Source organism: Rhodococcus sp. OS5 (genome assembly GCF_056837585.1).
In genome coordinates, this window is record NZ_JBWWRK010000002.1 from 634,289 (window position 1) to 658,201 (window position 23,913).

At 60.9% G+C, this 23,913-nt stretch carries 18 protein-coding genes and 3 pseudogenes; 11 read left to right on the top strand and 10 right to left on the bottom strand.

All coding sequences use genetic code 11. The features are described 5' to 3' along the window. Positions 1-45 precede the first annotated feature (45 nt). The 5 genes and pseudogenes from ACVZUB_RS33050 to ACVZUB_RS33070 all read left to right on the top strand — a co-directional run. A pseudogene (locus tag ACVZUB_RS33050) lies at positions 46-243 on the top strand (SOS response-associated peptidase family protein); the annotation flags it as partial. 101 nt (positions 244-344) lie between these two features. Then, positions 345-1,565 (top strand): tyrosine-type recombinase/integrase, encoded by a 1,221-nt coding sequence (locus ACVZUB_RS33055; protein ID WP_482628726.1) that lies wholly within the window; start codon positions 345-347, stop codon positions 1,563-1,565. Further along, complete coding sequence (locus ACVZUB_RS33060) at positions 1,562-3,952, top strand: tyrosine-type recombinase/integrase (protein WP_452624210.1); 2,391 nt, start codon at positions 1,562-1,564, stop codon at positions 3,950-3,952. The genes ACVZUB_RS33055 and ACVZUB_RS33060 overlap by 4 nt, the downstream gene beginning before the upstream one ends. Before the next feature lie 251 nt (positions 3,953-4,203). Beyond that, complete coding sequence (locus ACVZUB_RS33065; RefSeq protein ID WP_154100411.1) at positions 4,204-4,704, top strand: hypothetical protein; 501 nt, start codon at positions 4,204-4,206, stop codon at positions 4,702-4,704. 4 nt (positions 4,705-4,708) lie between these two features. After that, the gene (locus ACVZUB_RS33070) at positions 4,709-5,326 is read left to right on the top strand and encodes an SOS response-associated peptidase (protein WP_482628967.1); all 618 of its coding nucleotides are present in this window, start codon (positions 4,709-4,711) and stop codon (positions 5,324-5,326) included. Between the two features lie 43 nt (positions 5,327-5,369). Here ACVZUB_RS33070 and ACVZUB_RS33075 read toward each other — a convergent pair whose 3' ends face one another. Beyond that, complete coding sequence (locus tag ACVZUB_RS33075) at positions 5,370-5,453, bottom strand: hypothetical protein (protein ID WP_482628968.1); 84 nt, start codon at positions 5,451-5,453, stop codon at positions 5,370-5,372. On the opposite strand from ACVZUB_RS33075, the gene ACVZUB_RS33080 reads away from it, so the two are divergent. Then, a complete protein-coding gene (locus tag ACVZUB_RS33080) occupies positions 5,420-6,070 on the top strand; it encodes a hypothetical protein (protein WP_482628970.1) in 651 nt (216 codons plus the stop codon). The two genes, ACVZUB_RS33075 and ACVZUB_RS33080, sit on opposite strands and share 34 nt — an antisense overlap. Then, positions 6,067-6,222, top strand: coding sequence for a hypothetical protein (locus ACVZUB_RS33085; RefSeq protein WP_482628727.1), 156 nt, complete (start codon positions 6,067-6,069; stop codon positions 6,220-6,222). The genes ACVZUB_RS33080 and ACVZUB_RS33085 overlap by 4 nt, the downstream gene beginning before the upstream one ends. A gap of 799 nt (positions 6,223-7,021) precedes the next feature. Here the strand turns inward: ACVZUB_RS33085 and ACVZUB_RS33090 are convergent. After that, positions 7,022-7,318: a hypothetical protein gene (locus ACVZUB_RS33090; protein ID WP_482628728.1), complete on the bottom strand. Its 297-nt coding sequence runs from the start codon at positions 7,316-7,318 to the stop codon at positions 7,022-7,024. Between the two features lie 188 nt (positions 7,319-7,506). Between ACVZUB_RS33090 and ACVZUB_RS33095 the strand changes: the two are divergent. Both ACVZUB_RS33095 and ACVZUB_RS33100 read left to right on the top strand, forming a co-directional pair. Further along, positions 7,507-8,211, top strand: a pseudogene (locus ACVZUB_RS33095) (IS6 family transposase). Positions 8,212-8,341: 130 nt separating this feature from the next. Next, positions 8,342-8,485: pseudogene (locus ACVZUB_RS33100) on the top strand (ATP-dependent dethiobiotin synthetase BioD); the annotation flags it as partial. A gap of 280 nt (positions 8,486-8,765) precedes the next feature. On the opposite strand, the gene ACVZUB_RS33105 reads toward ACVZUB_RS33100, so the two are convergent. From ACVZUB_RS33105 to ACVZUB_RS33125, 5 genes are read right to left on the bottom strand one after another with little or no spacing between them, the layout of a single operon-like run. Beyond that, on the bottom strand, positions 8,766-10,241 hold the full coding sequence (locus ACVZUB_RS33105; protein ID WP_482628729.1) for a carotenoid oxygenase family protein: 1,476 nt from the start codon (positions 10,239-10,241) through the stop codon (positions 8,766-8,768). Continuing rightward, entirely contained in the window at positions 10,238-10,735 is a 498-nt protein-coding gene (locus tag ACVZUB_RS33110; protein WP_482628730.1) for a PaaI family thioesterase, read from the bottom strand. The genes ACVZUB_RS33105 and ACVZUB_RS33110 overlap by 4 nt, the downstream gene beginning before the upstream one ends. 3 nt (positions 10,736-10,738) lie before the next feature. Next, the gene (locus tag ACVZUB_RS33115) at positions 10,739-12,538 is read right to left on the bottom strand and encodes a class I adenylate-forming enzyme family protein (RefSeq protein ID WP_482628731.1); all 1,800 of its coding nucleotides are present in this window, start codon (positions 12,536-12,538) and stop codon (positions 10,739-10,741) included. After that, the gene (locus ACVZUB_RS33120; RefSeq protein ID WP_482628732.1) at positions 12,535-13,731 is read right to left on the bottom strand and encodes a thiolase family protein; all 1,197 of its coding nucleotides are present in this window, start codon (positions 13,729-13,731) and stop codon (positions 12,535-12,537) included. The genes ACVZUB_RS33115 and ACVZUB_RS33120 overlap by 4 nt, the downstream gene beginning before the upstream one ends. A gap of 4 nt (positions 13,732-13,735) precedes the next feature. Next, on the bottom strand, positions 13,736-15,394 hold the full coding sequence (locus ACVZUB_RS33125; protein WP_482628733.1) for an aldehyde dehydrogenase family protein: 1,659 nt from the start codon (positions 15,392-15,394) through the stop codon (positions 13,736-13,738). Between the two features lie 322 nt (positions 15,395-15,716). On the opposite strand from ACVZUB_RS33125, the gene ACVZUB_RS33130 reads away from it, so the two are divergent. Both ACVZUB_RS33130 and ACVZUB_RS33135 read left to right on the top strand, forming a co-directional pair. Next, positions 15,717-17,279 carry a class I adenylate-forming enzyme family protein gene (locus ACVZUB_RS33130; protein WP_482628734.1) on the top strand — a complete coding sequence of 521 codons (1,563 nt, stop codon included), beginning with the start codon at positions 15,717-15,719 and terminating at the stop codon, positions 17,277-17,279. A 66-nt stretch (positions 17,280-17,345) separates the two neighbouring features. Then, positions 17,346-18,314, top strand: coding sequence for an NAD(P)H-dependent flavin oxidoreductase (locus ACVZUB_RS33135; RefSeq protein WP_482628735.1), 969 nt, complete (start codon positions 17,346-17,348; stop codon positions 18,312-18,314). Positions 18,315-18,401: 87 nt separating this feature from the next. Here ACVZUB_RS33135 and ACVZUB_RS33140 read toward each other — a convergent pair whose 3' ends face one another. The 3 genes from ACVZUB_RS33140 to ACVZUB_RS33150 all read right to left on the bottom strand — a co-directional run bounded on the left by ACVZUB_RS33140 (position 18,402) and on the right by ACVZUB_RS33150 (position 23,910). Then, complete coding sequence (locus ACVZUB_RS33140) at positions 18,402-19,595, bottom strand: thiolase family protein (protein ID WP_482628736.1); 1,194 nt, start codon at positions 19,593-19,595, stop codon at positions 18,402-18,404. Between the two features lie 100 nt (positions 19,596-19,695). Then, positions 19,696-20,592, bottom strand: a complete 897-nt coding sequence (locus ACVZUB_RS33145; RefSeq protein ID WP_482628737.1) for a winged helix-turn-helix transcriptional regulator — start codon at positions 20,590-20,592, stop codon at positions 19,696-19,698. A gap of 900 nt (positions 20,593-21,492) precedes the next feature. Next, positions 21,493-23,910 carry a hypothetical protein gene (locus tag ACVZUB_RS33150; protein WP_482628971.1) on the bottom strand — a complete coding sequence of 806 codons (2,418 nt, stop codon included), beginning with the start codon at positions 23,908-23,910 and terminating at the stop codon, positions 21,493-21,495. Between the last annotated feature and the right edge of the window lie 3 nt (positions 23,911-23,913).

Sequence of the window (23,913 nt, forward strand, 5' to 3'; positions counted from 1 at the left end):
CACGCTGTTCAATGGGACGGGAACCGATTACGAGGAGGTCAGGCCATGTGTGGGCGCTATGCAAGCACAAGCTCGAGCAAGGAATTGCAGTCGTTTTTCGACACGATGCAGACCGTCGGCGACGAACTCCCACCGTCCTACAACGTCGCCCCCACACAACCTGTCCGTGTGATCCTCGAACGAACCCCACACGAGGAACCCGACGCCGAGCCCCAGCGCCAGCTCCGGACCGTCAAATGGGGGTGTTGACCGGACTACGAGACGACGCGCCGTTCTGGTTGCGGTTCGAGTTGAAGGCAGTGGCATAGACCTCTTTTGATGGCAACGGCTCTCGGAAGGGGTGGATGGTGGATCGCTTACGGATTGAACTCAAGCGGTGGGGTTCGGTGGTCGAGGCCTCCGGTCCTTCTCCGTGGCTGGTGGTCGACGATGTCGGTGGAGCGATCGAGCCGATTCGCCGGTATCTGGTCGAGTTCTCAGCTCGCGGTAACCGGCCGGGTAGCGCGCGCAGCTACGCCTACGACTTACTGCGGTGGTGGCGATGGCTGCGGATAGTCGGCGTGCCATGGCAGCGCGCGACATCGGACGAGATTCGCGACTACGCGCTTTGGCTTAGTGCGGCGACCAAGCCAGGCGCGTCCGCGCGCACGGTGTCGTCGACGACAGCGGGAACAGTCAACCCAATTACACGGAAGGCATACCTAAACGACCGCTACCAACCTCGGACGGTCCGTCACGCATTGGCGGTGCTGCGGGAGTTCTATGACTATTGGGCCGATCTCGGCGAGGGGCCGGTCGTCAACCCTGTACGGCGGGCGGGGCGCGCTCGACCCAACGAGCATCACAATCCGATGGAGCCGTTCCGGCCCGAGGGTCGACTGCGCTACAACCCACCGATCGCGAAGCGGCGGCCACGGACCCTATCGGACGAGCAGTGGCGTGATGTGTTCGCCGCGTTGCGCTCGCACCGGGACCGGGCGTTGTTGGCGCTGGCGCTGAGCAACGGCGCACGCGCTGGTGAGTTGCTCGGTCTTCGCGGTGTCGACATCGATTGGGGCGATCAACTGGTGCGCGTGATCCGCAAGGGTAGCCGCGCCGAGCAGTGGCTCCCCGCCAGTGCCGAAGCCTTCGTCTGGCTTCGCCTCTATCTGGGAGAGAGCGCTCCCGTCGGACCAAACGAGCCGATTTGGCGCACGGTGCGTCGACGCGACAGGGGCACTGGACCTGCGGATCAACCACTGACCTATGACGCGCTACGGGCGGTGTTCCGGCGGGTCAACAACGCACTAGGGACGAACTGGTCGATGCACGACCTACGGCACACCGCGGCGCTGCGGATGTCACGCGACTCGAACCTGACCTTGCGTGATGTGCAGGTGATTCTCGGCCACGCGGACATTGACACCACGGCGTCGATCTACCTGTTCGAGGAAGATATCGAGGTCGCCAAGCGAGTTCTGACACATCTCGACCGGCAACACGAGGCGGCTCCGGAGCCACCACCTGTGGCCAATCGGTACGACCCCGCGGACCTGACTGTGCTTCTCGGTGGAGCAGCGAAGTGAGAGCGCCGGCACCGACACCAGCCAAGCGCTCACCCGTCTGGCGGGCTACCGACGAGGAACGCGCGCGCTGGGGCGCGCGAGGCGGCGTCGGCGGTCCATTGGACTGCACGGCTGCCGAGGATGTGCTCACCGCCCTGAAAGCCTCGCCCGAAATGACCCGACGCTCGCCACGGCAGCAAAGGCCGATCATCGCGGCGACGCGAGTAATCCTCGATTGGCTAGCCCGCCACTCCGGCGACGGGTGGCAGGCACGCTGGGAGTGCGCGAACCCGGACGACACCCTCCACTGGATCGAATCGATCACCCGAGATGATCCGCGGTCACTGAATGCCAAGCGGAGAGTGTTCATTGACGCTCTGGGCTGCTTGATGCTGATCCGGTTCATCCTGCCCAGCCACAGGCTCCTGCGCACCCTGTCCTCGCCGATTCTCTACGGAAAAGCCCGCGCCGTGTTCCGACCGGACCTGTTTGCACTGGCCGAACAGAACGCCGAAAAGCTGCAAATCCGTAAACCGCAGCGAGTCAACGCACTCAACACCCTCACCACGCTAGTCCTCCATTGCGGGCGCAACCTTGACGAGCTTACCTTCGACGACTTCATGAACCTGCGATATGCAATTGGGCGACCCGGCGGGCAAACCCGCGGAAGTATCAGCGTCGGTTGGGATCTCGTGCGAGGCATCGCGAAGATCCCAGACGCGCCGTTTCACACGATGCGGATGCGCGGCCAGTTGTCGACCGGTGAGATCGTCGACTCGAACAACCTGGTCTGTCGGCCAATCCGCGACGTGATCGTCCGCTACCTCGACGAACGACGCCCAGCATTGGACTACAGCACTTTCGCCAACCTCGCTCGTGTCCTTGCCGCATTCTGGGCCGACATCGAAGCCCACAACCCAGGCATCGACTCGCTCCACCTGCCTCACGACGTCGCCGAAGCTTGGCGGCAGCGAACACGAACGGTCGTACGAGCGGACGGCACCGTCCGCGAACGACTGGCCGTCTTGAACATCTTCGTACCCGTCCGAGCCTTCTACCTCGACATCGCCGCCTGGGCGCTGGAAGACCCGTCCTGGGCGCCCTGGGCAGTGCCGTGCCCGGTGCGGCGTAGCGATACCGAGGGTTACATGAAGAACAAGCGGCAGGTCACCGCGCGTATGCACCAGCGTGTCCGGGACCGGCTGCCGCACTTGATGCGCCTGTCCGATTCTGTTGCAGACCACCTGCGACAGCAAGGCGAGCTTCTCGTCGCCGGTCAATCCGCGGGGTACGACGAGACCTTCGAACACATCGGCATTCGCTACCGCCGATTAGCGCTGAGGATCGACGGGCATGGCCCCGTCCGCCGAACAGTCGAGGAACCGGTCAAGGTTGAAATCGTCGCCACCGCCGAGCGGCTCGACCTGACTTACCTCGAGGACGAGGCGTTCTGGACGTGGGCAATCGTTGAGACGCTGCGTCACACCGGCGTCCGAGTCGAAGAGCTGCTCGAGCTCACCCAACTCGCTGTTGTCAGTCACCGCCTGCCGGATACCGGTGAGGTCATCCCGCTGCTCCAGATCGTTCCGTCCAAGACGAACCAGGAGAGGCTGCTCGTCGTCACGCCCGAGTTGGCCAGCGTTCTCGCCAGCGTCGTCAGTCGGCTGCGCGCCATCGGTGGCGGATCGATCCCGCTTGTCGCTCGCCACGACGCTCATGAGCGGTCCTGGGGACCACCGCTGCCGCATCTGTTCCAACGCCATCGCCACTACCAGTCCAAGGTCATCATCGCAGGGATGGTCAACCAACTACTCGCGCAGGCATGGGAGCGGATGGGTGTGTGCAACGCCGCCGGTGAGCCGATCAAGGCCACCGCGCACGACTTTCGGCGCATGTTCGCCACCGAGATGGTCACCGGTGGCCTGCCGATCCACATTGCCGCGAAGATTCTTGGGCACCACCGACTGGTGACGACACAGGGCTACACCGCTGTGTTCCAGGAGGAACTGATTCGCTCGTACCGCGCCTTCCTCGACGGCCGGCGAGCCGTGCGCCCGGCTGACGAGTACCGGGAACCCACCAGCGCAGAGTGGACCGAGTTTCAACAACACTTTCAGACCCGAAAGCTTGAGCTCGGGGACTGTGGCCGCCCTTACGCCACTCCCTGCAGTCACGAACACGCCTGTGTCCGTTGTCCGATGCTGCGCGTGGATCCGCGTGCACGAGCACGGCTGGGCGAGATTATCGAGAACCTGCGCGACCGCATCGCCGAAGCCCGCGCCAATGGCTGGCTCGGCGAGATACAGGGTCTACAGATCAGCCTCGATGCGGCCGCCGGAAAGATGGCCGCTCTCGACCGAGCCGAACGTCGGGCCGTTGGACCGGTACTTCTCGGAATACCCCGATGAGCTCGACCATCCTCCTTCCTGGCCTACCGACACGCGAAGAAACGCCTTCGCTCCGTTTGGCGCCCCGGCAATGGGAATGTCATCGGACGGGGCTAACGGATTCGTGCTGGTCAGCGCATCCCGCTCACGGGCCGGCTTGCAGGAAGAATCGGTAGAGGTGCCCCGTTGGGAACGCCGTGGACAGAACGCCAGGCGAACATCATCGACTGCTTTTCGGTCGCCTCGCAATAAGGATGTGTCAGGATCCGGACATGGCCTGGTTCATGATCGACCCCTCGAACGGCAAGGAGATCGGTGCGATCGCGCATGGCCCGGCGCTACTCGCCCGTGTCGAGGGTGTCACGGTCGGGTTGCGCTCGATCATGGCTTACTCGGTTGGGCTCGAGGTCGCGGTGACGGTCGTCGGCAGCGGCATTCACGCCGAAGCGATGAGACGCCAATACACCGCACCATCTGTCATCGACCCTGAGACGGGCAAACGCCGTGCCGGCCAGGCCCATGGTCGTCCGATGCGACTACGTGCACTCGAAGACCCGATCCTCCAACCAGTTCTTCGTAGTGACAGTCGCGGATGGTACGACAGCCAGGACTTCTACCAGCGGGAGTACCTGTACGAAGTGACCGATTTACCGCAAACCCGAGAACTGCCGCTGATCGCTGAGTGGCCCGAGGTCGGACTCGAACCTGTAACCACGCACCTGGTGCTTCCGGACCCGTCAGAGCTCGTCGCCGCGATCATTCCTCTGCCTTAGTGGAATCCGACGACCCGTTGGCGGATCCTCATCTAGCGCTCATTCGACGTTCCTCATTGACCTGGCAGGAGCGCGTTTCGCTAGTCCGGAAAAGGGTTTGCTCCCTGCCTGGGCAAAAGACCGAAAGATGGCGTCCAAGCTGATCAACGCCCGCAGTGAAACCGTCACGGAGAAGCCATCATTCAGAAGTAGTGCATCCAAACGGCGCGCCATCATTCCTGCGAACGGTTACTACGAATGGATGAAAAGTGAAGCAGGGTCGAAGATTCCCTACTTTCTTCACACTGAGGACGACATTATCGCGATGGCCGGGCTCTACGAGTTGTGGCCCGATCCCGAACTGCCAGAAGACGATCCGAACAAGTGGGTATGGACCTGTACTGTTTTGACTCGGCCAGCTACGGATTCCACGGGACACATACACGACAGATCACCGCTGATCCTGCCCGAATCATTCTGGGAACACTGGCTCGATCCGAACCTCACCGACAAAGGCGAGGTCCAGGCCATGATCAATTCCGTTCCGGAGCCGCATCTCGAACCGTACGAAGTCTCGACCGCTGTGAACTCTCCGAGGAACAACGATCCGAGCTTGCTCGAGCCGATCGCTGGACCGGCGTAAAGCCCAACCGTCCCGAGTCTGTTTTTATCGAACCTGTGTTCGATTATCCTGGTGGGCGGGACGTACGCGCGGATCCAGGAAAGCGGGGCGACGATGAACCAAAAGCCCCACTCATCAGCAACAACAGTGCTGACCAAGGCGGAAAAGCTCGAACAGCTACGCCGCAAGATGGCCTCGATCCCCGCCCGCTCGGACGGCACCGAACCAGCCACACCGTCGGTGATGCTCAAACCCGTCGGCGAAAAAGAGCCGACTCCGATCGTGGCCACGGCGCAATCGACTCTCCGGATGCTTCCCGTTCCGGCGCCGATCGGTGATTTGCTCCCACGCGGTGGGTTGGCCCGAGGAACCGTCGTCAGCGTCGACGGCGCAGCATCGGTCCTCATCGGCCTACTCGCCACCGTCACCGCCGCCGGCGGGCACGTTGCGGTGATCGGAATGCCCGGACTCGGACTCCTCGCCTTCCACGAGCAAGGTGGCAACTTGGCGAAGGTCGCGCTGGTGCCGCAGCCAAAGGATGCTGCAATCGACTGCGCTGCAATTTTGCTGGAGGGCTTCGACGTGGTTGTTCTGGGGCTCTCTGGTGGCGCTGTAACGCCCTCTCGCGGAAGGGCTGTGGCTGCGCGGGCAAGAAGTAAGGGATCGCTGTTGATCGTGACAGAAGGGCAATGGGACGGTCCGGATCTGCGGATCTTGTCGCGAGTGTCCGGAATACGGGTCTATCAGCGGGGAGAGGGCGGGTGACAGGCGTTCGGCTCGACGTCGCGGCCGTCGGCAAAGGCTTCCAACAACGCACAGGCAGCCTGGAGATCCGCGACGAGAGCGGACAACTCCGCTGGGCAACCCTCGACGACAGCACGCGTGCTGCGACACCGCCGCTCCGGGTAGCGCAGTGATCAACACCGACCACTGGACTGAACGATGGCCCGACCACCCCGTGATCAACACCGACCACTGGACTGAACGATGGCCCGACCACCCCGTGATCAGGACATTCGACCCGCCGAGAGCGGTGAAAGTCGACATCTTGTAGACCGGGTTTGAGCGTGTCCAATGTCCAGTGTCAATGTGATTCGGCGGACCTGTTGGTGTCGACCACTCTCGTAACTACGCCGCCGTCGCCTCAGAGTCGACACACCGGGGTCGAGGTGGGCGTGTTCGAAAAGGTGACAGCGGTGCGGGTGTTGTTTCAGCGGACGACGTTGAAGGCGTTCTTCTGTATGCCGTCTGCTGCATTTGGATGGTCGGTACGCGGACGTCGGGGTGACGGTGATGGCGAGACAGTATTTGGTGTCAGAAGTTCGATCCGAAGCCACGTTGATAGCTGTTTCCACCGGTAGGTGGATTGAATGTTCGAACCTTCCGTGCGGCCACTTCCGGGGTCTAGCCTGACCTGACAGGGTCGGACGATCGGGAGCCCCCTTTGGGGACGTTAGTGATTCAAGTGGCTGGATGCGGGGACTCCTATTGCAGTGTGGGAGTGTCGGCGCCCGATCTGGGCCGTGATCCCGTGCGACCTCGGCGGACACTGCCCCTGATTGGAGGTGAGTCAAATGGGAGCAACGGCTTGGGCTTTTTGGGGACCGTACGCGCCGCTCGTCTACATTCTTTCGTTACTCGGCGTGCCGGTCGACTGACTCCAGAGCGACAGCGGGCCAGCAGTCGACTTGATCGCTGGCCCGCTGTCGCATGTGTTCAGTTGTTGACCGGGCTGAAGCCCTTGCTCTCAGGGGAGGGGCTACCTGGGGAGTTGATCTCGTTGAGCACCGCCGAGAACTTCATGTACTCGAACGACGTTCCGCTGGCAGCAATGCCGCGCACATAGTCGCTGATCTTGGTCGTACCCGCGGCGAGCAAAGGACCACCCGAATCGCCGCCAGTCGATAATCCAGCGGTGAAGATCCGCGTGGGGCTGTCGCCGACGACGATCCCGCAAGTGATGCCCGAGCCGATCCCGTCCTTGGTCGACGACCCGAAACGAAGATTACACAAGTCAGGAGGGGTCGGCCGCTCCGGCCGACACCTTGAGCGAAAATCCCTTTCCCTCAAAGACTTACGCGGACAGTGGCGGTACTGTGCGTGCGGCACTCGAGAGTGCCGGCGTGACACCCAGGGGTGGTGACAGCTCTCGGGATGGCACTGTCACGTTGTTGAACGCAGGAAACTGGGAGAATGTGGCGGTGAGCACCCCACTGTCGTACAAAGGCCACCGCTACCCGGCCGAGATCATCAACCACTGCGTGTAGTTGTGCTTCCGGGTCCCGCTCAGCTTCGGTTAAGTCGAGGAGATGATGCTCGAACGCGGTGTCGCGGTGAGTTACGAGACGATCCGCCGGTGGTGCGCCAAGTTCGGCCAGACCTACGCCAACCAGCTGCGCCGACGGCGGGCCCGGCCCGGTGACAAGTGGTACCTCGACGAGGTCTTCATCAAAATTGACGGCAAACTCCATTACTTATGGCCAGCGGTCGACCAGGATGGAAACGTGCTCGATGTGCTAGTTCAGTCCCGCCGAAACGCGTTGGCGGCCAAGAAGTTCCTCAGGCGGTTGCTTAAGGGTTTGGGGTATGTGCCGCGGGTGATCGTCACCGACAAGCTGGGTAGCTACCAGGTGGCGCACCGCGAGCTGATGGGATCGGTCGAGCATCGCCAATCCAAGTACTTGAACAATCGAGCCGAGAACTCGCACCAACCGACCCGACAGCGGGAGCGGGCGATGAAACGCTTCACATCACCTGGGCATGCGCAGCGGTTCCTGTCCGCGTTTGGCGGCATCTCGCCGCACTTCCGGTCCAACCGGCACAAGCTCTCGGCGCCCCAATGGTGTACCGAGATGGCCGACCGCTTCGCGGTCTGGCAGGAAGTCACCGCGACTGCCGCCGCCTGAAAGTGAAACGGCCCGGCGGGTTCCCGTAGTAGAAGGACCCAAACTAGATGCGACACTTAACTTTTCGATTAACGCGACAGTGCCTCGCTCAAGCCTTAACCCGCCCGAACTAGCGCATGTTCTGACGCTCGTGGAAGGCGCCGGCGGAGTTCTGGTCAGTCTCGGTCTGGGCGGATTCTCGGTGCGCGATGTAGCGGTGAAACTGTCGGCACCCGCCATCCTGTTGGTTGTGTCAGGATTGGGCACGCTCAACCACAGTGCCTTGAGTGTCGAATCGTTGGTGAGTGCGGGTGTGCAGTTCGTCGGGTTGGTGATCGGGTCCTGGCCGCAGAATTCCGGCTTGGTTGAGTGGGTAGTCGCGACGACTTCGTGTCGGTCTCCGGTGTGCTGTTGCTCGTCTCGAGGCCGGCTGGGATCGACGTTGTGGTTTCCGACGATTGCGTGGCCGGTCCTTCATGGGGTGTGCCGGATTGAGGCCTGCCGCTGGTGGATAGCCGCCAAGAGATCCACCAGCGGCACGAGATACTTGCTGAGATCTTGTTCTGTCGAGAGCTCTATGCCTTCTGGAGTTGATCGCCGCGAATCCAGCAGGCGTGGAATCCTGACGGAACTCGCTGCGGCAGTAGGACGCGGGCGACTGGGCCTCCCTCGATGTTCTCGGCATCGAGGATGTTGATCTCGCCGCGATCTTCAGCTTCGTCGTTGACGAAGCAGACCAGGTAGCCGTCGGTTTCACTGGTGGAGCCGTCGCGCGCCGCGAAGGGCGCTTCGGAACCCCATCGTCCCGGTCCGAACTTGTGCTCTTCTTTGGTTTGGGTCTGGGAGTCGAATTTTACGAGTCCGTCGAAGAGGAGGGTGGGTTCATTGGCGAGACTCATGTTGTACGAGTACCGATGCTCTCGGCCCATGATTCGCGAGTCGACGCTGGGAAACTCGATGTTGGCATCGTCGAGCGGCGTCTCGGTTGTCGTTCCGGTGCGAAGGTTGAAACGGTACCGGTAGAGCTGCGCATCGAGACGCATGTAGGCAAGCATGTTGGAGAGTGGATGCTCGAAGGTGGACTGGTGCTGAGGGTTCTTCACTCGGCAGGCATCCATGATGATCTCGTCGCCCTGTTCCCAGGAGTTGACGATGTGATAGATGTAGCACGGTTTCGCCTCGAACCAACGAACGTCCTGGCCTGTCCCGTGGCGGGGGATGACAGCAAAACGGGCGGGTAGAGCTTGATCGTAGAAGATCCGGTACTTGCCGGCCTTCCGGGCCTCATGGTCTTGTACCAGCGGGAGATCCATGAGGACCGAGTAGTTCTCGGTGATTGCGATGTCGTGCGGCAAGCGGGGGCCGGGGAGGTCGATCCTCGTTTCATGTGTCTGCGTGCCCTCGGCTCCGATGATTCCGTACCGCAGGTAATCCATATCTGGCCCGTAGTCGAACCAGATGAGCTCGCCCGTCGTCTCGTCGACTTTGGGGTGAGCCATCATGTCGCCGGCGAAGGTGCCTAGGAAGTCTTGTGCACCAAGTGTTTCCAGCGACAGAGGATCGACGGCGTACGGTGTTCCGCAGAGATACCATGTCGAGAGTACCTGGCCGCAGTGGTAGATGACGTCGGTATTGGAGGCGTCCTTGATGCCGAGTCCGTGGCCGTTACCCGGCGGGTTGTCCTTGGGGTTCTCCATCAGACCGGTCCACAATGCGCGACCGGCCTCCGATTCCTGTTCGAAAGAACGAGTGTGGACGTACCGGTTGCGGTATCTGACCTTGCCGTTCTCGAAGTGAGCGGCGTGGATCATGCCGTCCCCGTCGAACATGTGGTAGCGCCCGGCGGCCGGGAACTGAGGGTTCGGACCGTTTCGAAGGTAGACACCGTTGAGATCCTTGGGGATCTCGCCGATCACAGTCAGGTCATCAAGTGTCAGTTCATCTTTCACCGGAGCGAACACCCCGAAAAGGTAGGGGTTCTCTTCGCCGCCGTTCACAGGACGTGCGACCGCGATCGGCGCCTCGCCGGCAGGCAACTGAGTATTCGTCATCGTTTTCCTTCCATCGATTTGAGCTCCGTTCCCATCTGGGGCCGGATCACCAACTGCGTGCATCGGAACTCGGCGATACGCCGGCCTTCCTCGTCCAGGACGCTCGCATCCCAGAGGTGAGTGCGTCGCCCACAGTGGACGGGTGTGGCGACCGCCGTGACCATTCCCGATCGTGCGGTTCCGAGGTAGTTCGTCTTGATTTCAAGTGTGGTGAAGGAATCACCGTCCGCCAGTGCCAGGCGTGCGCCGATTCCGCAAGCCGTATCTGCCAGTGCAACAACAGTTGCCGCGTGTAGATATCCGTTGGGTGCCAAGAGTTCTTCCCTAACGGTCAGATCGGCGATGACCAATTCTGCCGAGGCTTTGCGGATGCGCATGCCGATCAGGCCCGGCAGTCGCCCTTGAAGCATGGCGTTCAGCTCATCGGTCAGTGGGAGGTCGACGCCGGTAGGTGTTGCTCTCGGAAGCCCTACTGGGGATTGGTTCCAACTCATCGATCACAGATTCTGTGCGATGTGGACTCGCAGGTCGCGGCGCTGTAATTTCCCGACCGGGTTGCGCGGCAGCTCCTCGACTGTGACGAGCCGTTCGGGCAATTTGAACGACGCGATGTCCTTGGCACGAAGGAATTCCACCAGTGCGTCGAGTGAGACACTCGCCTCAGGCATGGGAACTACGACGGCACAGCACTTCTCACCGAGGACAGCGTCGTCGTAGCCGACGATCGCAATGTCCGAGACGTGGGGATGTTCGAGGAGTAGTCCCTCGATCTCTGCCGGCGCGATGTTCATTCCGCCTCGGATGATGATTTCCTTGCTGCGGTCGACGAACTTGAGGTACTCGCCGGATTCTCCGCACAGTTCGAAAACATCACCGCTGCAAAGGTACCCGTCGTCATCGAACGGGCCTTTCTCTGCGGTTCCCGCGAGGTAGCCGGCGAATACCGTCGGCCCCTTCAGTCGAAGTTCACCGCGACCGCCAACCCGGGTGACGACCTCACCGGTCGTCAAGTCGACCAGGCGCACCGAGGTACGTTCTGCGACCGACGTTACCCAGGTCCTGGTGGTGGCACCGTAGTTCGGCAGATACTCGGCTCGGATCATCGGGTCGGGGGTGTCGCACGCAGCCCCGAGCAGACACACGCCTTCATTGGATCCGAAGAAATTGAGAACCTCGATGCCGAGGTCGTTCTGCCAGTCGCGCACTACCCCGGGAGGCAGTGGCGCACCGCCGGATCCAACTGTGTGCAGCGACGACAGGTCGAATGTGGTAAGCAGGTTCGGGTTTTGCAGCAGCATGCTCAAGACAGTGGGGGGCATGCTGGCATGGGTGACATGGTGCCGTTGAACCTGGTTGAGGAAGACTGCGATGTCCAATGGATGGTGCTGGACGAGGTGCGCGCCGCTGAGCAGCCACGGCAGCAGGGACGTCGCGAATCCTGCCATATTCACCATTGGGAAGGGACCGAGAATGATTGAGTCCGAGTCGGTCCGGAGTCCGTCCTGCACCGCCCGGCCGATTGCGAGCCAGTCGGCGTGGCACCGGGGGACACCCTTGGGTGCTGCTTCGGTCCCGCTCGTCCAGCAGATCGTGATGCAGTCGTTGACAGTTCGGTCGAGTTGGCTGTAAGCCTTCCGGACTGCGTTGATGTCGTCAGCCGTCGATGAAGCCCCGTCCAACGGCACACCTGCGTTGTCCTGCGATGGTCCGAAGGTGAAGACGCAACGTAACGACGGAGCTACACCGATGAGGGTGAGGGCTTCCTCGTGCGGCGCTCGGTCATGCAGTCGCGTCGCGGTGACGACGGCGACTGCCTCGGACGATTCGACGATCCGGCTCAGTTCGTGTCGCCGGTAGGAGGCTGGCATGGGCGCCGCAATCGCTCCGAGACGCCACAGCGCCAGGTACGTGGCGGCAAGGGCGATTGAGTTGGGCAGCAGGACTGCAACAACGTGACCGGGGCCCACTCCGTGCGCATGCAAGGTTGCGGCGATGTCGTCGATACGTGCATCAAGTTCACACCAGGTCAACGAACCGGGCGAAATCCCGGCGATGTCCGAGAGATTCTGCGGGTCAGTCATGGCAGGTGCGTCGCCGCGTGAGAGAACATGACCGTCGAAGAGGTTGAGAACCGTTTCAGGAAGCCACCATCCACGTTCGAGATGATCGAGGACCCGACTTTCGGGATGGCAAGCGCGCAACTGATTCGTGTGATCTTGATCCATGATGGCATTCACGAGTTTCGTTCCCTTGGATGGCTTGGCAGGCATGGACGACGGGCGGGGGAGAAGAGTCATTGCAGACGCCTGACGACGACGGCAGCGCCCAGTCCGAGAGCCGCCGGAATGGTGATCAGGGCGTACTCACCGTCGATGTGGCGCAGTTGGTCGAGGGCGTTGACCAGCAGCACTGCGCCGCCGGCGCCGAGTGGATGTCCAGCGGCCATGGAACCACCGAGCGGATTCACAATGGCTGGATCGAGCTCGAATTCGCGGGTCATCAACAGCACAGATGCCGCGAAGGATTCGTTCGCTTCCACGACGTCGAGTTGTGGCGCCGTGATCCCGGCGTTGGCCAAGGCGCGCTGTGCTGCCGCCACGGGCGCGGTCAGGAGCGGAGAACGCACTGCGGCTTGCGCGACACCGATCACCTCAGCTACCGGCTCTCGGCCGAGGTGTGCCGACGCGGCACGCGAGCCGAGGACAGCTAACGCTGCGCCGTCGGCGAGTTGAGGCGCGGTCGCCGACGTATGCAGTCCCGTCGCGGCACGAGGCGAGGACGGCAATCGATACGCGACCCGTTCCCACGACGGATCTTCCCCGAACAGTGTCGGTAGTTCGGCGAGCCCGTCGACGCTCAGGCCTGCACGCGGGCCCTCGTCTGTGGAAAGGATCGTCGTGTCGTTCGACCGTACCGCGATGATCGAATCGGATGACGGCGCCGCGAGCGCCCGCTGGTGCGAGGAAACTGCGCACTCGTCGAGTTGCGTTCTGGTGAAGCCGCATTGGGCGGCCGTGAGATCGGCGGAGACTCCGACCGTGACGTAACCTGTGCGGTCTCCGAGCTCGTCGTCGATCGCGAAGGAGGGCTTGTCGGCCATCATCGGGACCCGAGACATCGATTCGACTCCTCCGGTGACTACGACGTCCGCAATACCGGAAGCAACCTTGGCGGCGCCGGTCTCGATGGCGTCGAGGCTCGAGCAACACAGCCTCGACACGACGCCGGCATTCACTTCGTCGGGCCAGCCGGCCCACAGTGCCGCGGCACGCGCGACGTTGCCGGCCTGGTCACCGAATGCGGTGCTTGTCCCGATTACGATGTCCCTGACCAGTTCGGGTGCTAGGCCGCGTTCTGCTGCTGCCGACAACAACTGGCCGAGAAGGTCGTGAGCCGGAACGTTCGCGAGGGTGCCGCCTTGGCGACGGACCCGGGCTTTCGGAGTGCGGATGGCGTCGTAAATGTAGACGCCGGAAGAGAATTGCGACATGCTGTCACCCTTCGATCTGACGGCGGTCCTGGACCATACGGAATCGCCCAGCCACGAAGGATTCGTCGGTCAAGGTGGCGTTGCCAGCCGGGTTCAGGCCGGTGACGTGGTAGTCGCTGTACGCGGCCGCGTACTGCATCGGCATCGACGAGACGAGATTGGCCGACAGCGATGCCCCGGCGTCGGCATAGGCGGCCGCGATATCGTCGATGGCGTTGTCGTCGGTGCAATACAGGTACGAGCTGATTGCACCGTGTTGACGGATGCTTGCTGTCGCGTGCTCGACGGCAGCGTCACGGTCCGCGCAATCGATGAGGTAGGCGACGGGTCCGAATTGCTCGCCGCCGGGCAACTGGTCGCCTCGACGTGGATCGACACGGATCAGTAACGGCGTCACAGTCCGGGCCTTCGAGTACTCAGTATGTGCGTAGGCAACCGGATTGCGCACCAGGGTTCCGTCGGTTTCAGCCTGGTTTGCAAGGGAATTGAGTGATTCGAGAGTGCTCTCCGACTGAAGTGCACCACAGATGGCAGCTGCTCGGCGGGGTGTTCCCGCCAGATCATCGATGGCAGCGCTGAGTGCGGCGACCACCTCGCTTCGGGAAACGACTCCGTCGGGTGTGAGGACGCCCGCATCGGGGATGTAGATGTTCTGGGGCGTAGTACACATCTGCCCACTGAACAGTGACAGACCGCCGGCCAAGGTCCGCATCGTCGCGGCCAGGTCCTGAACTGAATCGAGGATCACGGTGTTCACGCCGGCCGTCTCCGTGAATATGAGCGCATTCGAGACGTTGCGCTCGAGCCAGTTTCCGAAGCGCTGGCTACCTGTGAAGTCGACAATTCGAGTGGCCGGATTGGTTGCGAGGTCACCGGCGACAGGGCTCTCGGCCGTGTCGACGAGGAGCTGAACCGAATCTGCCGGCAGGCCGGTTTCGCTGAGCACGTCCCGGATGATGCTGACGGCGAGTGCCGTTGCGAGAATCGATCGGGGATGCGGCTTCACGAGCACCGGATTGCCGGTGGCGAGGTTCGCGAGGATCGCCGGATAGGCGTTCCAGGCGGGGAACGACGCGCAGGCAATGACGAGTGCCGTGCCGAGTGGACGGGGGTGGAAGCGCTTGCGCAGAGTCACCGGAGTCTTGCCGAACGTCTGCTGCCAGGTCACCTCGCTGGGAACACGATTCATGGCGGCCCAGGCCATTGCAACGGCCTCCAGTCCGCGGTCGAGAGCGTTTGTCCCACTGCCGCTGCACGCCATGGAGAGGCTCTGGCCTGTGGTGTGGGAGGTGACGGCGGCGAACTCAGGTCCACGCTGGTGGATCCGATGCAACGCCTCGAGGCACACGCCGACACGGCGCTGGACCCCAGCGTCACGCAGGTCTGCAGCCACCCGAGCAGCGCCAGTCAAGGCTTCATGTGCGGTGGGTGCGCTGTAGGAGACGTTCAGAGGCTTTCCAGTGTACGGCGAAACCTCGTCAGCAGTGATTGTTGACGTAAAGAGGTCCGAAAGCTGCAGTACGGCACCGTCATAGGCTCCGACAAATTCGTCGGCCTGCCTGGAATCGGGTGGAGTGATGGGGGCAAATCCAGTCCATGCGGTACGTGTCAGATTGGCTTCTACTGCGGCCTGGAGTAGATCCAAATGGACTTCGAAGAACATGAACACTCGTTCCTGTCGGCGGCAAATACAACTCAGGGTTGGAAAGGCACAGAGTTCGATTGAGTGCAGCCAGCTACTCGCGGGACCTGTGTGTGGATCGGCTCACTGCACGAATCAGATGCTACTACCGCTAATGAAGTTAATCCAGTGAGTCTATGTTTGTCAACGATCCGTCTTGAAATGCCTTGCGTGACCGATAGTCGCTGGTCTACTTGGCGAATTGTCAACTGCCCTGGGCTTCGCGGGCGAAACGCAGTTGCGGTACCGGCCCTCCACGTTGTCTACTTCAATAAGTGTAGTTAACTGGAGGGATCGAGTTCGAATGTCAATCGAAAATGTGGTGCGCGGTGCAGCATGCAAGTACGGCCCCGAAGTGGCCGTGGAAGACGACGAACGTTCACTGACGTTCTCTCAACTGTCCGACCGAGTACACCAACTGGCAGTCGGACTCGACAAAGTCGGGGTTTTGCCTGGCGATAGAGTCCTCGTACTTCTGCGCAACTCCGTTGCGTCAGTCGAGGTTGACCTCGCCTTGACTGTAGGGGGATACATACGAGTTGCACTCAACCCACGTGTGGGCGGACGGGACTGGGCAAGAATCGAACAAGACTGCGCTCCTCGTGCGTTGATCTTCGACCCGAGGGTTGACGGAGCGACCGATTTCGTGTCACGGTCGACGGCCGAGTTAGTAATCGAGGTGCAAGGAAGTGGCAGCGCGCGGCCCACACTCGATGAAATTATTGCCGATGCACCGGTCGGTGCCTCCCTCGGAACCCTCGACCCTGCATCCCTATGCGCTCTGCATTACTCGTCCGGTACAACAGGTGTACCGAAAGGAGCGCAACGGTCACACGCGAACCGGCTCGCATCGCTGCGCTCAATGCGCGAGCACGTGCTCGAAGGCAGCCTCGACGGACTGGAACCTTCTGTGTTCATCCATGCCGGACCCGTGATCCATACGAGTGGACTATTCGTCCTCCCACTCCTCGAGGCCGGCGGCCGTCAAGTGCTTCTCGATCATCCTCATCCCAAGGACATGATCGACGCCATCGAAAAGCATAGTGGGACACACACCGCGCTGGTGCCTACCGTCGTAGCACGCTTGTTGGATTTCGATGACGCACAACTCGCGCCGATGCGCCGCCTGCGCATGCTCGCCTATGCGGGCGCGCCGATGCCCGTCGAGCATCTCCGTCAGGCATACCATCGGATCACGCCGAATCTCGTACAGTACTACGGGATGGTCGAAGCCATTCCGCCGTTGACCGTGCTCACAACAGCTGATCACCGCTGGGGTGTGACGGAGGACGCGGACGTGCTCCACTCGGTCGGGAAACCCTGCACGGGAGTCGAAATCGAGTTCTGCGACGGCGGTGAGACCGTCGCGGACGGCCAGATTGGCGAACTCGTGGTCAGCGGACCTTCAGTGAGCCCGGGATACCACAACGCCGAAACACGAACCGACCTCGGAAAAAGTCACGACAGAGGACTCCTGCACTCCGGCGACCTCGGGTTCCGTGCGACCAACGGTTACCTCCATCTGACCGGTCGCAGTAAGGACATGATCATTACCGGGGGCTACAACGTCTATCCGAGAGAGGTCGAAGAGGAGCTCTCCGCGATATCCGGGATCAAAGACGTTGTCGTCATTGGCCTTCCAGACCCCATCTGGGGTCAGCGTATCGTCGCGGCGTACACCGTCGAATCCACCACGACGATCGACGAACCGAGTGCCCTGGCCGAATGCCGACGCCGACTTCCCGACTTCAAACGTCCCAAGTCCGTTCACCACGTCGACGATCTTCCCCTGACACCGTTGGGGAAGATCGACAGGGTCGGTGCAACGCGACTGCTCGAGCAACTCACGCAGAAAGCCACTGCGTGATCGGAAACGACATGCAGTGGTTGAACCCGACATCTGAACCCGAAACCATCTCTTAAGTAGGTACCAATGAACAGCCCGATCTTCACTTCCCTCCGTCTTCCCATCGTGGCCGCGCCGATGTTCTTGGTCTCGGGACCCGACCTCGTCGTCTCGGCATGTCAATCAGGCGTCATCGGTTCCTTTCCCACGCAGAACTGCCGGACCCTCGACGACCTCGACAGTTGGATGGGATCGATAACCGATCGCCTCGGTATTGGCGCAAACGGTTCCACCAACCTTGCTCCGTGGGCCGCGAACCTTGTAACCCACAGCAGCAACCAACGTCTTGCGGATGACCTTCGTCTCATCGCCGAATACAAGCCCAAGTTGGTCATTACAGCTCTCGGTTCCCCGAAGCCTGTAATGGACGTCGTGAAGGGTTACGGCGGCATCGTGATCGCGGACGTCGTCAACATGACACTTGCGCACAAAGCAGCAGATGCGGGAGTCGACGGTATGGCGTGCGTATCCGCAGGGGCGGGTGGACACACCGGCCATCTCTCCCCGTTCGCCTTCACGTCTGCCGTCCGCGAGTTCTTCGACGGCATGATCATCATTGGCGGCGGAATCAGCGACGGCTTCGGAGTTGCGGGCGCCATCGCCGCGGGTGCTGATCTCGTATACATGGGAACTCGCTTCCTAGCGGCGGAAGAGAGCATGGCGCAGCAGGCGTACAAGCAGATGATCGTCGACAGCGGCCCCGATGATCTTGTCGTCAGTGCGTCTGTCACCGGCACTCCGGCCTCCTGGTTGAAACCCAGTCTGGTTGCGGCTGGACTGGACCCCGACAACCTTGCGTCGCTGACCGTGGAGAAGAACTACACGGCCGGTGGCGGATCGCTCAAGCGGTGGAAGGACGTGTGGGCGGCCGGCCAGGGACTGCAGACTATCCATGCGGTCGAGCCGGTGAGCAACATAGTCGATCAGATTGCTGCGGAGTACGGCACTGCGCTGCAGCGGATTTCGGACGGACGTCTGGTGAGCGCCGGGGTCTGACGGCGTCGAATCGGTTGACCAGGCGGGCCAGAATGCTGTGCATTCTGGCCCGCCTGCCGTTGAAACGATCTCGATACCTCGGGGCCCTTACACTTCAACTACGACGGCGATTCCCTGGCCTACGCCAATGCACGCAGTCGCGATACCGATCCCGCCGCCCATACGGCGAAGGTGCCGCATACAGTCGACGACGAGTCTCGCAGCAGATGCCCCGAGTGGATGCCCCAGCGCGATAGCTCCCCCAAAGGGATTTACTCGATCCACCGGTATCTGCGACAACTCGCGTAGGCAGGACAGCACCATCGCTGCAAATGCCTCATTGATCTCGAGTACCCGAATGTCTGCGAAGTTGAGGTTCAGGCGGTCCATCGCCTTGTGTACTGCGGCCACCGGTGCCAGTGCAAAACGTTGAGGTTCCACGCCAACAACCGCCGAGGTCAAGATTCGTCCCAGCGGCTCAACCCCTAGATCGTTTGCGCTAGAACGAGTTCCTACCAGTGTGGCCGTTGCGCCATCGCTGATAGGTGATGAATTTCCCGCTGTCACAGAGCCTCCCGTGGAGAACGCCGGATGTAACGAGGCGAGTTTTTGCATGCTTGTCTGTCGAATCAACTCATCACATTCGAGGCCGGACAACGGATCCACGAATCCAGTATGGACACCGTCCGACCATGCCTTTGATGCCAGTTCGTGCGACCTCAGGGCCCACGTATCCTGCTCTTCCCTGCCGACGCCTCGCTCGTCGGCTATCAACTCGGCTGAACGCCCAAGAGTTTCCACCCAGGGTTGCGGGAATTGAGGATTCACCATCCTCCATCCCACCGTCGTCGAGACCAGCTCGACGGAACGCGGAAATGCGGAATCCACTGGAGGCAGCACGAAGGGCGCTCGGCTCATGCTCTCTGAGCCCCCGGCCAGATACAGATTGCCTTCGCCTACAGCTACACGCCGAGCGGCCGACGCGAGGGCTTCTGCACCGGATCCGCACAGTCTGTTGACCGAGACGCCGGGGATACTCGTCGGAAGACCCGCAAGAAGCGTAGCCATTCTCGCTATGTTCCGGTTGTCCTCACCGGCGCCGTTTGCATTACCCCACAAGACATCCTCAATGCCGGCAGCATCAAAATCTGGGTACCGGGCGATCAAAGAGGCAATGGGCAACGCGGCGAGATCGTCGGCACGTATGTGCGCCAAGGATCCTCGCGCCGCACCGAACGGCGTCCGAGCTGCGTCGATCACCCACGGCGCGGAATCTCCAGCGCCGAATGTATTGCTTTTCATGCGAAGTCGTCTTTCGTGAGTGTGGTATTCGGTTAGTGAAGAACCTCGGAGATGTGGACAGACTTCTGTAGTTGAAGGTCAATGGTGAGGTAGCTGTCGGCTACTGTGTTCCAACGTGATCGAACCGCACGCTGGTCCGGTTAAGCCGACTATTGCAACCACGGCACTTCAATACCGGTTCCACGAGCGCGTCGCACAACCGGTGACGGATAACAAGGCCTCGCCCCGCCGCGTCAGGAAATGCCTGTCCCGACCACCAGATGAACGACGCGTACACGCCGAACAAGTCCATGCCGCGGGCAGTCAGTCGGTACTGTTGCCCAGGTTCGCACTTGCGGAGAATGTCCGCCGCGCACAGTCGGCTGAGCCGATCGGTGAGAGTCGTGGGAGAAACATCCAGGGCCGCTCTGAAATCGCCGAACCGCCTGGCACCGGCCAGTGCATACCCGGTCACGAGAGCACTCCAGCGATCCCCGATAGCTTCCATCACCGTATTGAACTGCATGTCCCCGCGTTGTGCGGGCTCGCTTGGAAGTCGACTCGAACGTCGACGGGCACCCGATGTCGATGACCAGACTGCGTCCGATTCGATCTCCACAACGGTGTTGCGTGCGCTGATGTGGTTATCGCATTCCCAACAAACCACAACTGCAGGTCCACGGTGTCCGCACTGCTCATGAACCAACTCAGGTTCCCCGGCTCCTTCTGCGGTCCATTCGCGCTGCCAACCCCACAAACAGACGAGGATCTGCCACGTCGACAATCCCAACTCGGTGAGTTGGTATTCGTATCGCTCCGGAGTGTCCGGTTGCGGCACTCGGTGGAATACGCCCCGTAGGACAAGGGCATTGAGCCGGTCGGCCAGTATCGCAGGCGGCGCACCCGTGTGTTCGAGCCACTGATTGAACCGGCACGTTCGCTCGAGAAAAGCATCCCGCAACACCGCAAGTGTGAGTCGATCGCCCAGAAGCTCGAATGTCGCTGACGTTGCGTTCATGATGTCAGAATTCTCTAGATCACGGTCGATCGTCACTACAGCTCATTTCTCGAAGTCTGAACACATCGTTCCTGAAGCAACTGGCCAGGACTGGTGACCGTGATTGCAATGAAATAACAGTCCACCACTTAATTTTCCACAATTTCCGCGTAGTCGAGTTCGGCGGTCCCGTCGCGATCTGGCGGATCGTGACGTTCGAAAGCCTTCCATAATTCGATACGGTAACTGTACTACAAAGGATTTCTGCGCTTTGGTTCACTTGGGATTTCCGTTTGACCGTCGGCCACCTGTAGCGATGCGCCAAAAATTAGCGCAACTCTTGCTCTTCGAGACCTTTGAAAATGGCGTCGTTTCGACTGATCTCGACGTTGCAGGTGTATAGAGGAGCAGGATGCGGTCGATGGTGGTGCGGCGCAGGTGAATGGCCGCGACCTTCGCCTGCCACGAAGGCGAGATTGAAGGCCTACACGTCCAGTGCCGGAGCGCCAGACCTGACCAGCACGCCCTCTCCCAGATCTCCGGCGCACATACAGGCCGAACACCACAGTTCGTAGTTGATGCCCCCGTCCGCAGTGGAAAGGGGTTCGTCGAGGGGAAGCCACTCGACCGTCAACTCATGGTTCGGAGGCGAACGGGAGGCTGTGAACCGCCCACAGGTGATCGTTCCAGGGGCGGCGCGGGCGGGAGGTCGGGCCACCGATCAGGTATCGAGGGGCGATACGTGTGCCGGGAGCCTTTGCGGACGAGGTAGATGAGCAGAGCTGCCGTCCCCGTGATGATGATCAGCACGGCGGTTTCTCCATTCGAAGCGGGTTCGGGGAAGAACTCGGTATCACTGAGTCGTCGGTGTCGTGCATGTTGGTCACAGACGCCAACGTCCGCGCGCGACGGTGATCACAATCAGGCGACGGTCACCTCGTAGAGTTCCTTTCCACGCTTTTTGTTGAAGTTACATTTGTTCTGCGCCTTCAGCGTGGAGAGGAGCGAAGTGTGCAAATCGTCTTTCGGCACATCGAATTTCGCGCCCGATCGGACAATCTTGCGGTAGGGGTCGGTCAGCACCGAGAACGCCTCAACGATGTGGTCCACAGTTGCAGGTGGTTGCGCGTCGCGCAGTAGGTGTAGGGCTCGCGATGTGTTGGTGGGGTTGGCGGTAGCGAGGCGAATTACAGTTGCTGGTTGCAGTGCAATGGACTTGCCGTACGCGTATGCCGCAACAGCGTTGAGTGCCGAAGGATCGTTTTCGGGCACATACCGGTCGATGTCGGCGATGATCGCCGGTCCAATTTTCATGGCGGTGGTGTCGTCGGCCAGCACTGACACGATCATTCCGGATACGGATTCTGGGGTCAGGAAAGTGGCGATTTCATGGGACGCGATGAGGGCAGGTCGTATTGCGTCCCAGCCCCAAGTGTGGAAGTGCAGGAATGAGTCGAGTTCGTCAGGTATCAGATCGTGTTCGAGGAGGGCCCCGAACAATGGATGGGAATCACGGGCGGTGAGCGGATCTACATCGAGATCGACTTGTGTCACACGAAGCTTGTCATGCAGGTCGAGGCTGACGACGAGCGATATGCGTTTTGCGACCGTGATGGTGTGTGTGTTGATGATGGCGGCAGCCAGTGCGCTTCGTTGCGCTTCGTCATGGGCCTCGTCGGGGGAGGCAGGGAGGGTTATGGTTTCGGCGTCCGTGAGCAAGTTGGCCAGTGCGTTGTCGATGGTGCCGATTTCGGTGAGGTATGCGTCGATGTTTTCGAGGGTGGCGTGGAAATGGTTGGCCGATGCGAGGATTCGCCATACTTCTACCGGAACGTGGGTCAGGTTGGGTAGACGGCTTGCAGGGGAGGCGTTGTCGATGAGATCGGCGAAATGTTGGTGGTTCCATTGGTCGGCGGTGTCGTTCAGGACTTTCACGAGGGCGCTGACGCTGTCGACTGTGTACGGTGTCGCAGCGTCGTGGGTGATGGCGGCGAGGTATAGGGCTGGATTTTGTAGGCAGTACTTGTAGATCGGTGCGTGGGTGATAGTCAGATCGAAGCTGATACTCGGTGCAGGGACTGCGCTGTACGCCGCGAGTGCGACTCTCAAGTTCTCAGAAGTGAGTTGGTAGAGGTTGCGGTCGACGATTTTCTCCCGGAGCTTGCTCGACAGAAGTCCGATTTCTGGTATTTGGAGTTGGGTTCGCATCACCATTTCTGTGATGTTGGCTGTGACATCGTCGTTGTGATCGTGCGTGAATGTGGACATGTCACGGTAGCGATCGGCTAGAAATCTGTTGACACCGGCAGAGAGGTCGTAGTCGTAGTCGGTGTTCACCGCTTCGAGTGCTGCGTTGACCAAGGTGGTGCGCGCATCGTCAGGGACGCCTTCGTCGGTGGCAAGATATTCGAAGATTTGCGGCCAAGGATGCGCCGAGAGAACCGCTGCGAGTCCCTCACACTGTCCTCCACTGGTGAGGTACGACGAGAGAAAGACGCGTGCGTCATCGTCGAACTTGTCAGCAATGCGAGCTGCGACGTCGTTGGCGCGGGGATCGTTCTGTGCAAGAAGATGGTTGACGATATCGATGTTGAGAGCAACTGTGGTGGAGGTAAAATCGGGGTCGACTTCGTCGAGGAGGCTGTCGACTGCTCCGGAACGATCGAGTGGAAACGCGATGTTCATGATATCGGTCTGGACATGTTGAACGATGAAATTGGCGACGTCGGTGCCGGTGAAGTTGCCGTAGAACTGTGAAGCGTATAGAGCAAAATTTTGGTCGATGAAGCCGCGGGTGGCTAGTTCTTGTGCGAGCGCCGATTTCAAGGTGCGGTCGATGCACTCTTTGAAGGTGAGGGGCTCGTTCGGCGAGGCCGTTTCATTGGATGTCGAGGAGGTGTGGCTGGTACTTGCGCTGGTTTCGACGGAAATGGTGTAGTCCGTCCGTTTGGCGAGGTCGGTGAAGTCGGCAACTCGTAGGGACTCGATGTCGCGGTCGATGCGCGCGAGGTCGGACCGGTCTTGGTCGGCGTTGCGGTCGTTCCACGCGTTTGTGGCGAAGGCTCGTGGGTAAAGCGTCCGGAGTGCACTGTTGTCGACCGAAGCTATCGACCGATTCCCTTGATAGTTGACTGCGGCATAGATTTCGAGAGTTCCGCCTTCAGCGATCATCTGCCAGATCTCGGCGGTGGCGAGATCGCTGGAAGTGAATGATCGGTCCGCGATCTGGAGATGCCCCAGTGGGTAGTGCTTGTATTCGGAGGATGCATGAACGACCCCGATCAGCGTCTGAAGGCTCGCGCCGAGTTGCCCTGCCAACTGAAGTTTCCGACTCCGCATGCG

What these genes read in the sequence shown, in the direction of transcription:
- ACVZUB_RS33055 (WP_482628726.1), top strand. Translation starts at nt 345, where the DNA reads ATGGTGGATCGCTTACGGATTGAACTCAAGCGGTGGGGTTCGGTGGTC.
- ACVZUB_RS33065 (WP_154100411.1), top strand. Translation starts at nt 4,204, where the DNA reads ATGGCCTGGTTCATGATCGACCCCTCGAACGGCAAGGAGATCGGTGCG.
- ACVZUB_RS33150 (WP_482628971.1), bottom strand. Translation starts at nt 23,910, where the DNA reads ATGCGGAGTCGGAAACTTCAGTTGGCAGGGCAACTCGGCGCGAGCCTT.
- ACVZUB_RS33105 (WP_482628729.1), bottom strand. Translation starts at nt 10,241, where the DNA reads ATGACGAATACTCAGTTGCCTGCCGGCGAGGCGCCGATCGCGGTCGCA.
- ACVZUB_RS33115 (WP_482628731.1), bottom strand. Translation starts at nt 12,538, where the DNA reads ATGACTCTTCTCCCCCGCCCGTCGTCCATGCCTGCCAAGCCATCCAAG.
- ACVZUB_RS33125 (WP_482628733.1), bottom strand. Translation starts at nt 15,394, where the DNA reads ATGTTCTTCGAAGTCCATTTGGATCTACTCCAGGCCGCAGTAGAAGCC.
- ACVZUB_RS33080 (WP_482628970.1), top strand. Translation starts at nt 5,420, where the DNA reads ATGAACCAAAAGCCCCACTCATCAGCAACAACAGTGCTGACCAAGGCG.
- ACVZUB_RS33110 (WP_482628730.1), bottom strand. Translation starts at nt 10,735, where the DNA reads ATGAGTTGGAACCAATCCCCAGTAGGGCTTCCGAGAGCAACACCTACC.
- ACVZUB_RS33130 (WP_482628734.1), top strand. Translation starts at nt 15,717, where the DNA reads ATGTCAATCGAAAATGTGGTGCGCGGTGCAGCATGCAAGTACGGCCCC.
- ACVZUB_RS33135 (WP_482628735.1), top strand. Translation starts at nt 17,346, where the DNA reads ATGAACAGCCCGATCTTCACTTCCCTCCGTCTTCCCATCGTGGCCGCG.
- ACVZUB_RS33140 (WP_482628736.1), bottom strand. Translation starts at nt 19,595, where the DNA reads ATGAAAAGCAATACATTCGGCGCTGGAGATTCCGCGCCGTGGGTGATC.
- ACVZUB_RS33145 (WP_482628737.1), bottom strand. Translation starts at nt 20,592, where the DNA reads ATGAACGCAACGTCAGCGACATTCGAGCTTCTGGGCGATCGACTCACA.
- ACVZUB_RS33120 (WP_482628732.1), bottom strand. Translation starts at nt 13,731, where the DNA reads ATGTCGCAATTCTCTTCCGGCGTCTACATTTACGACGCCATCCGCACT.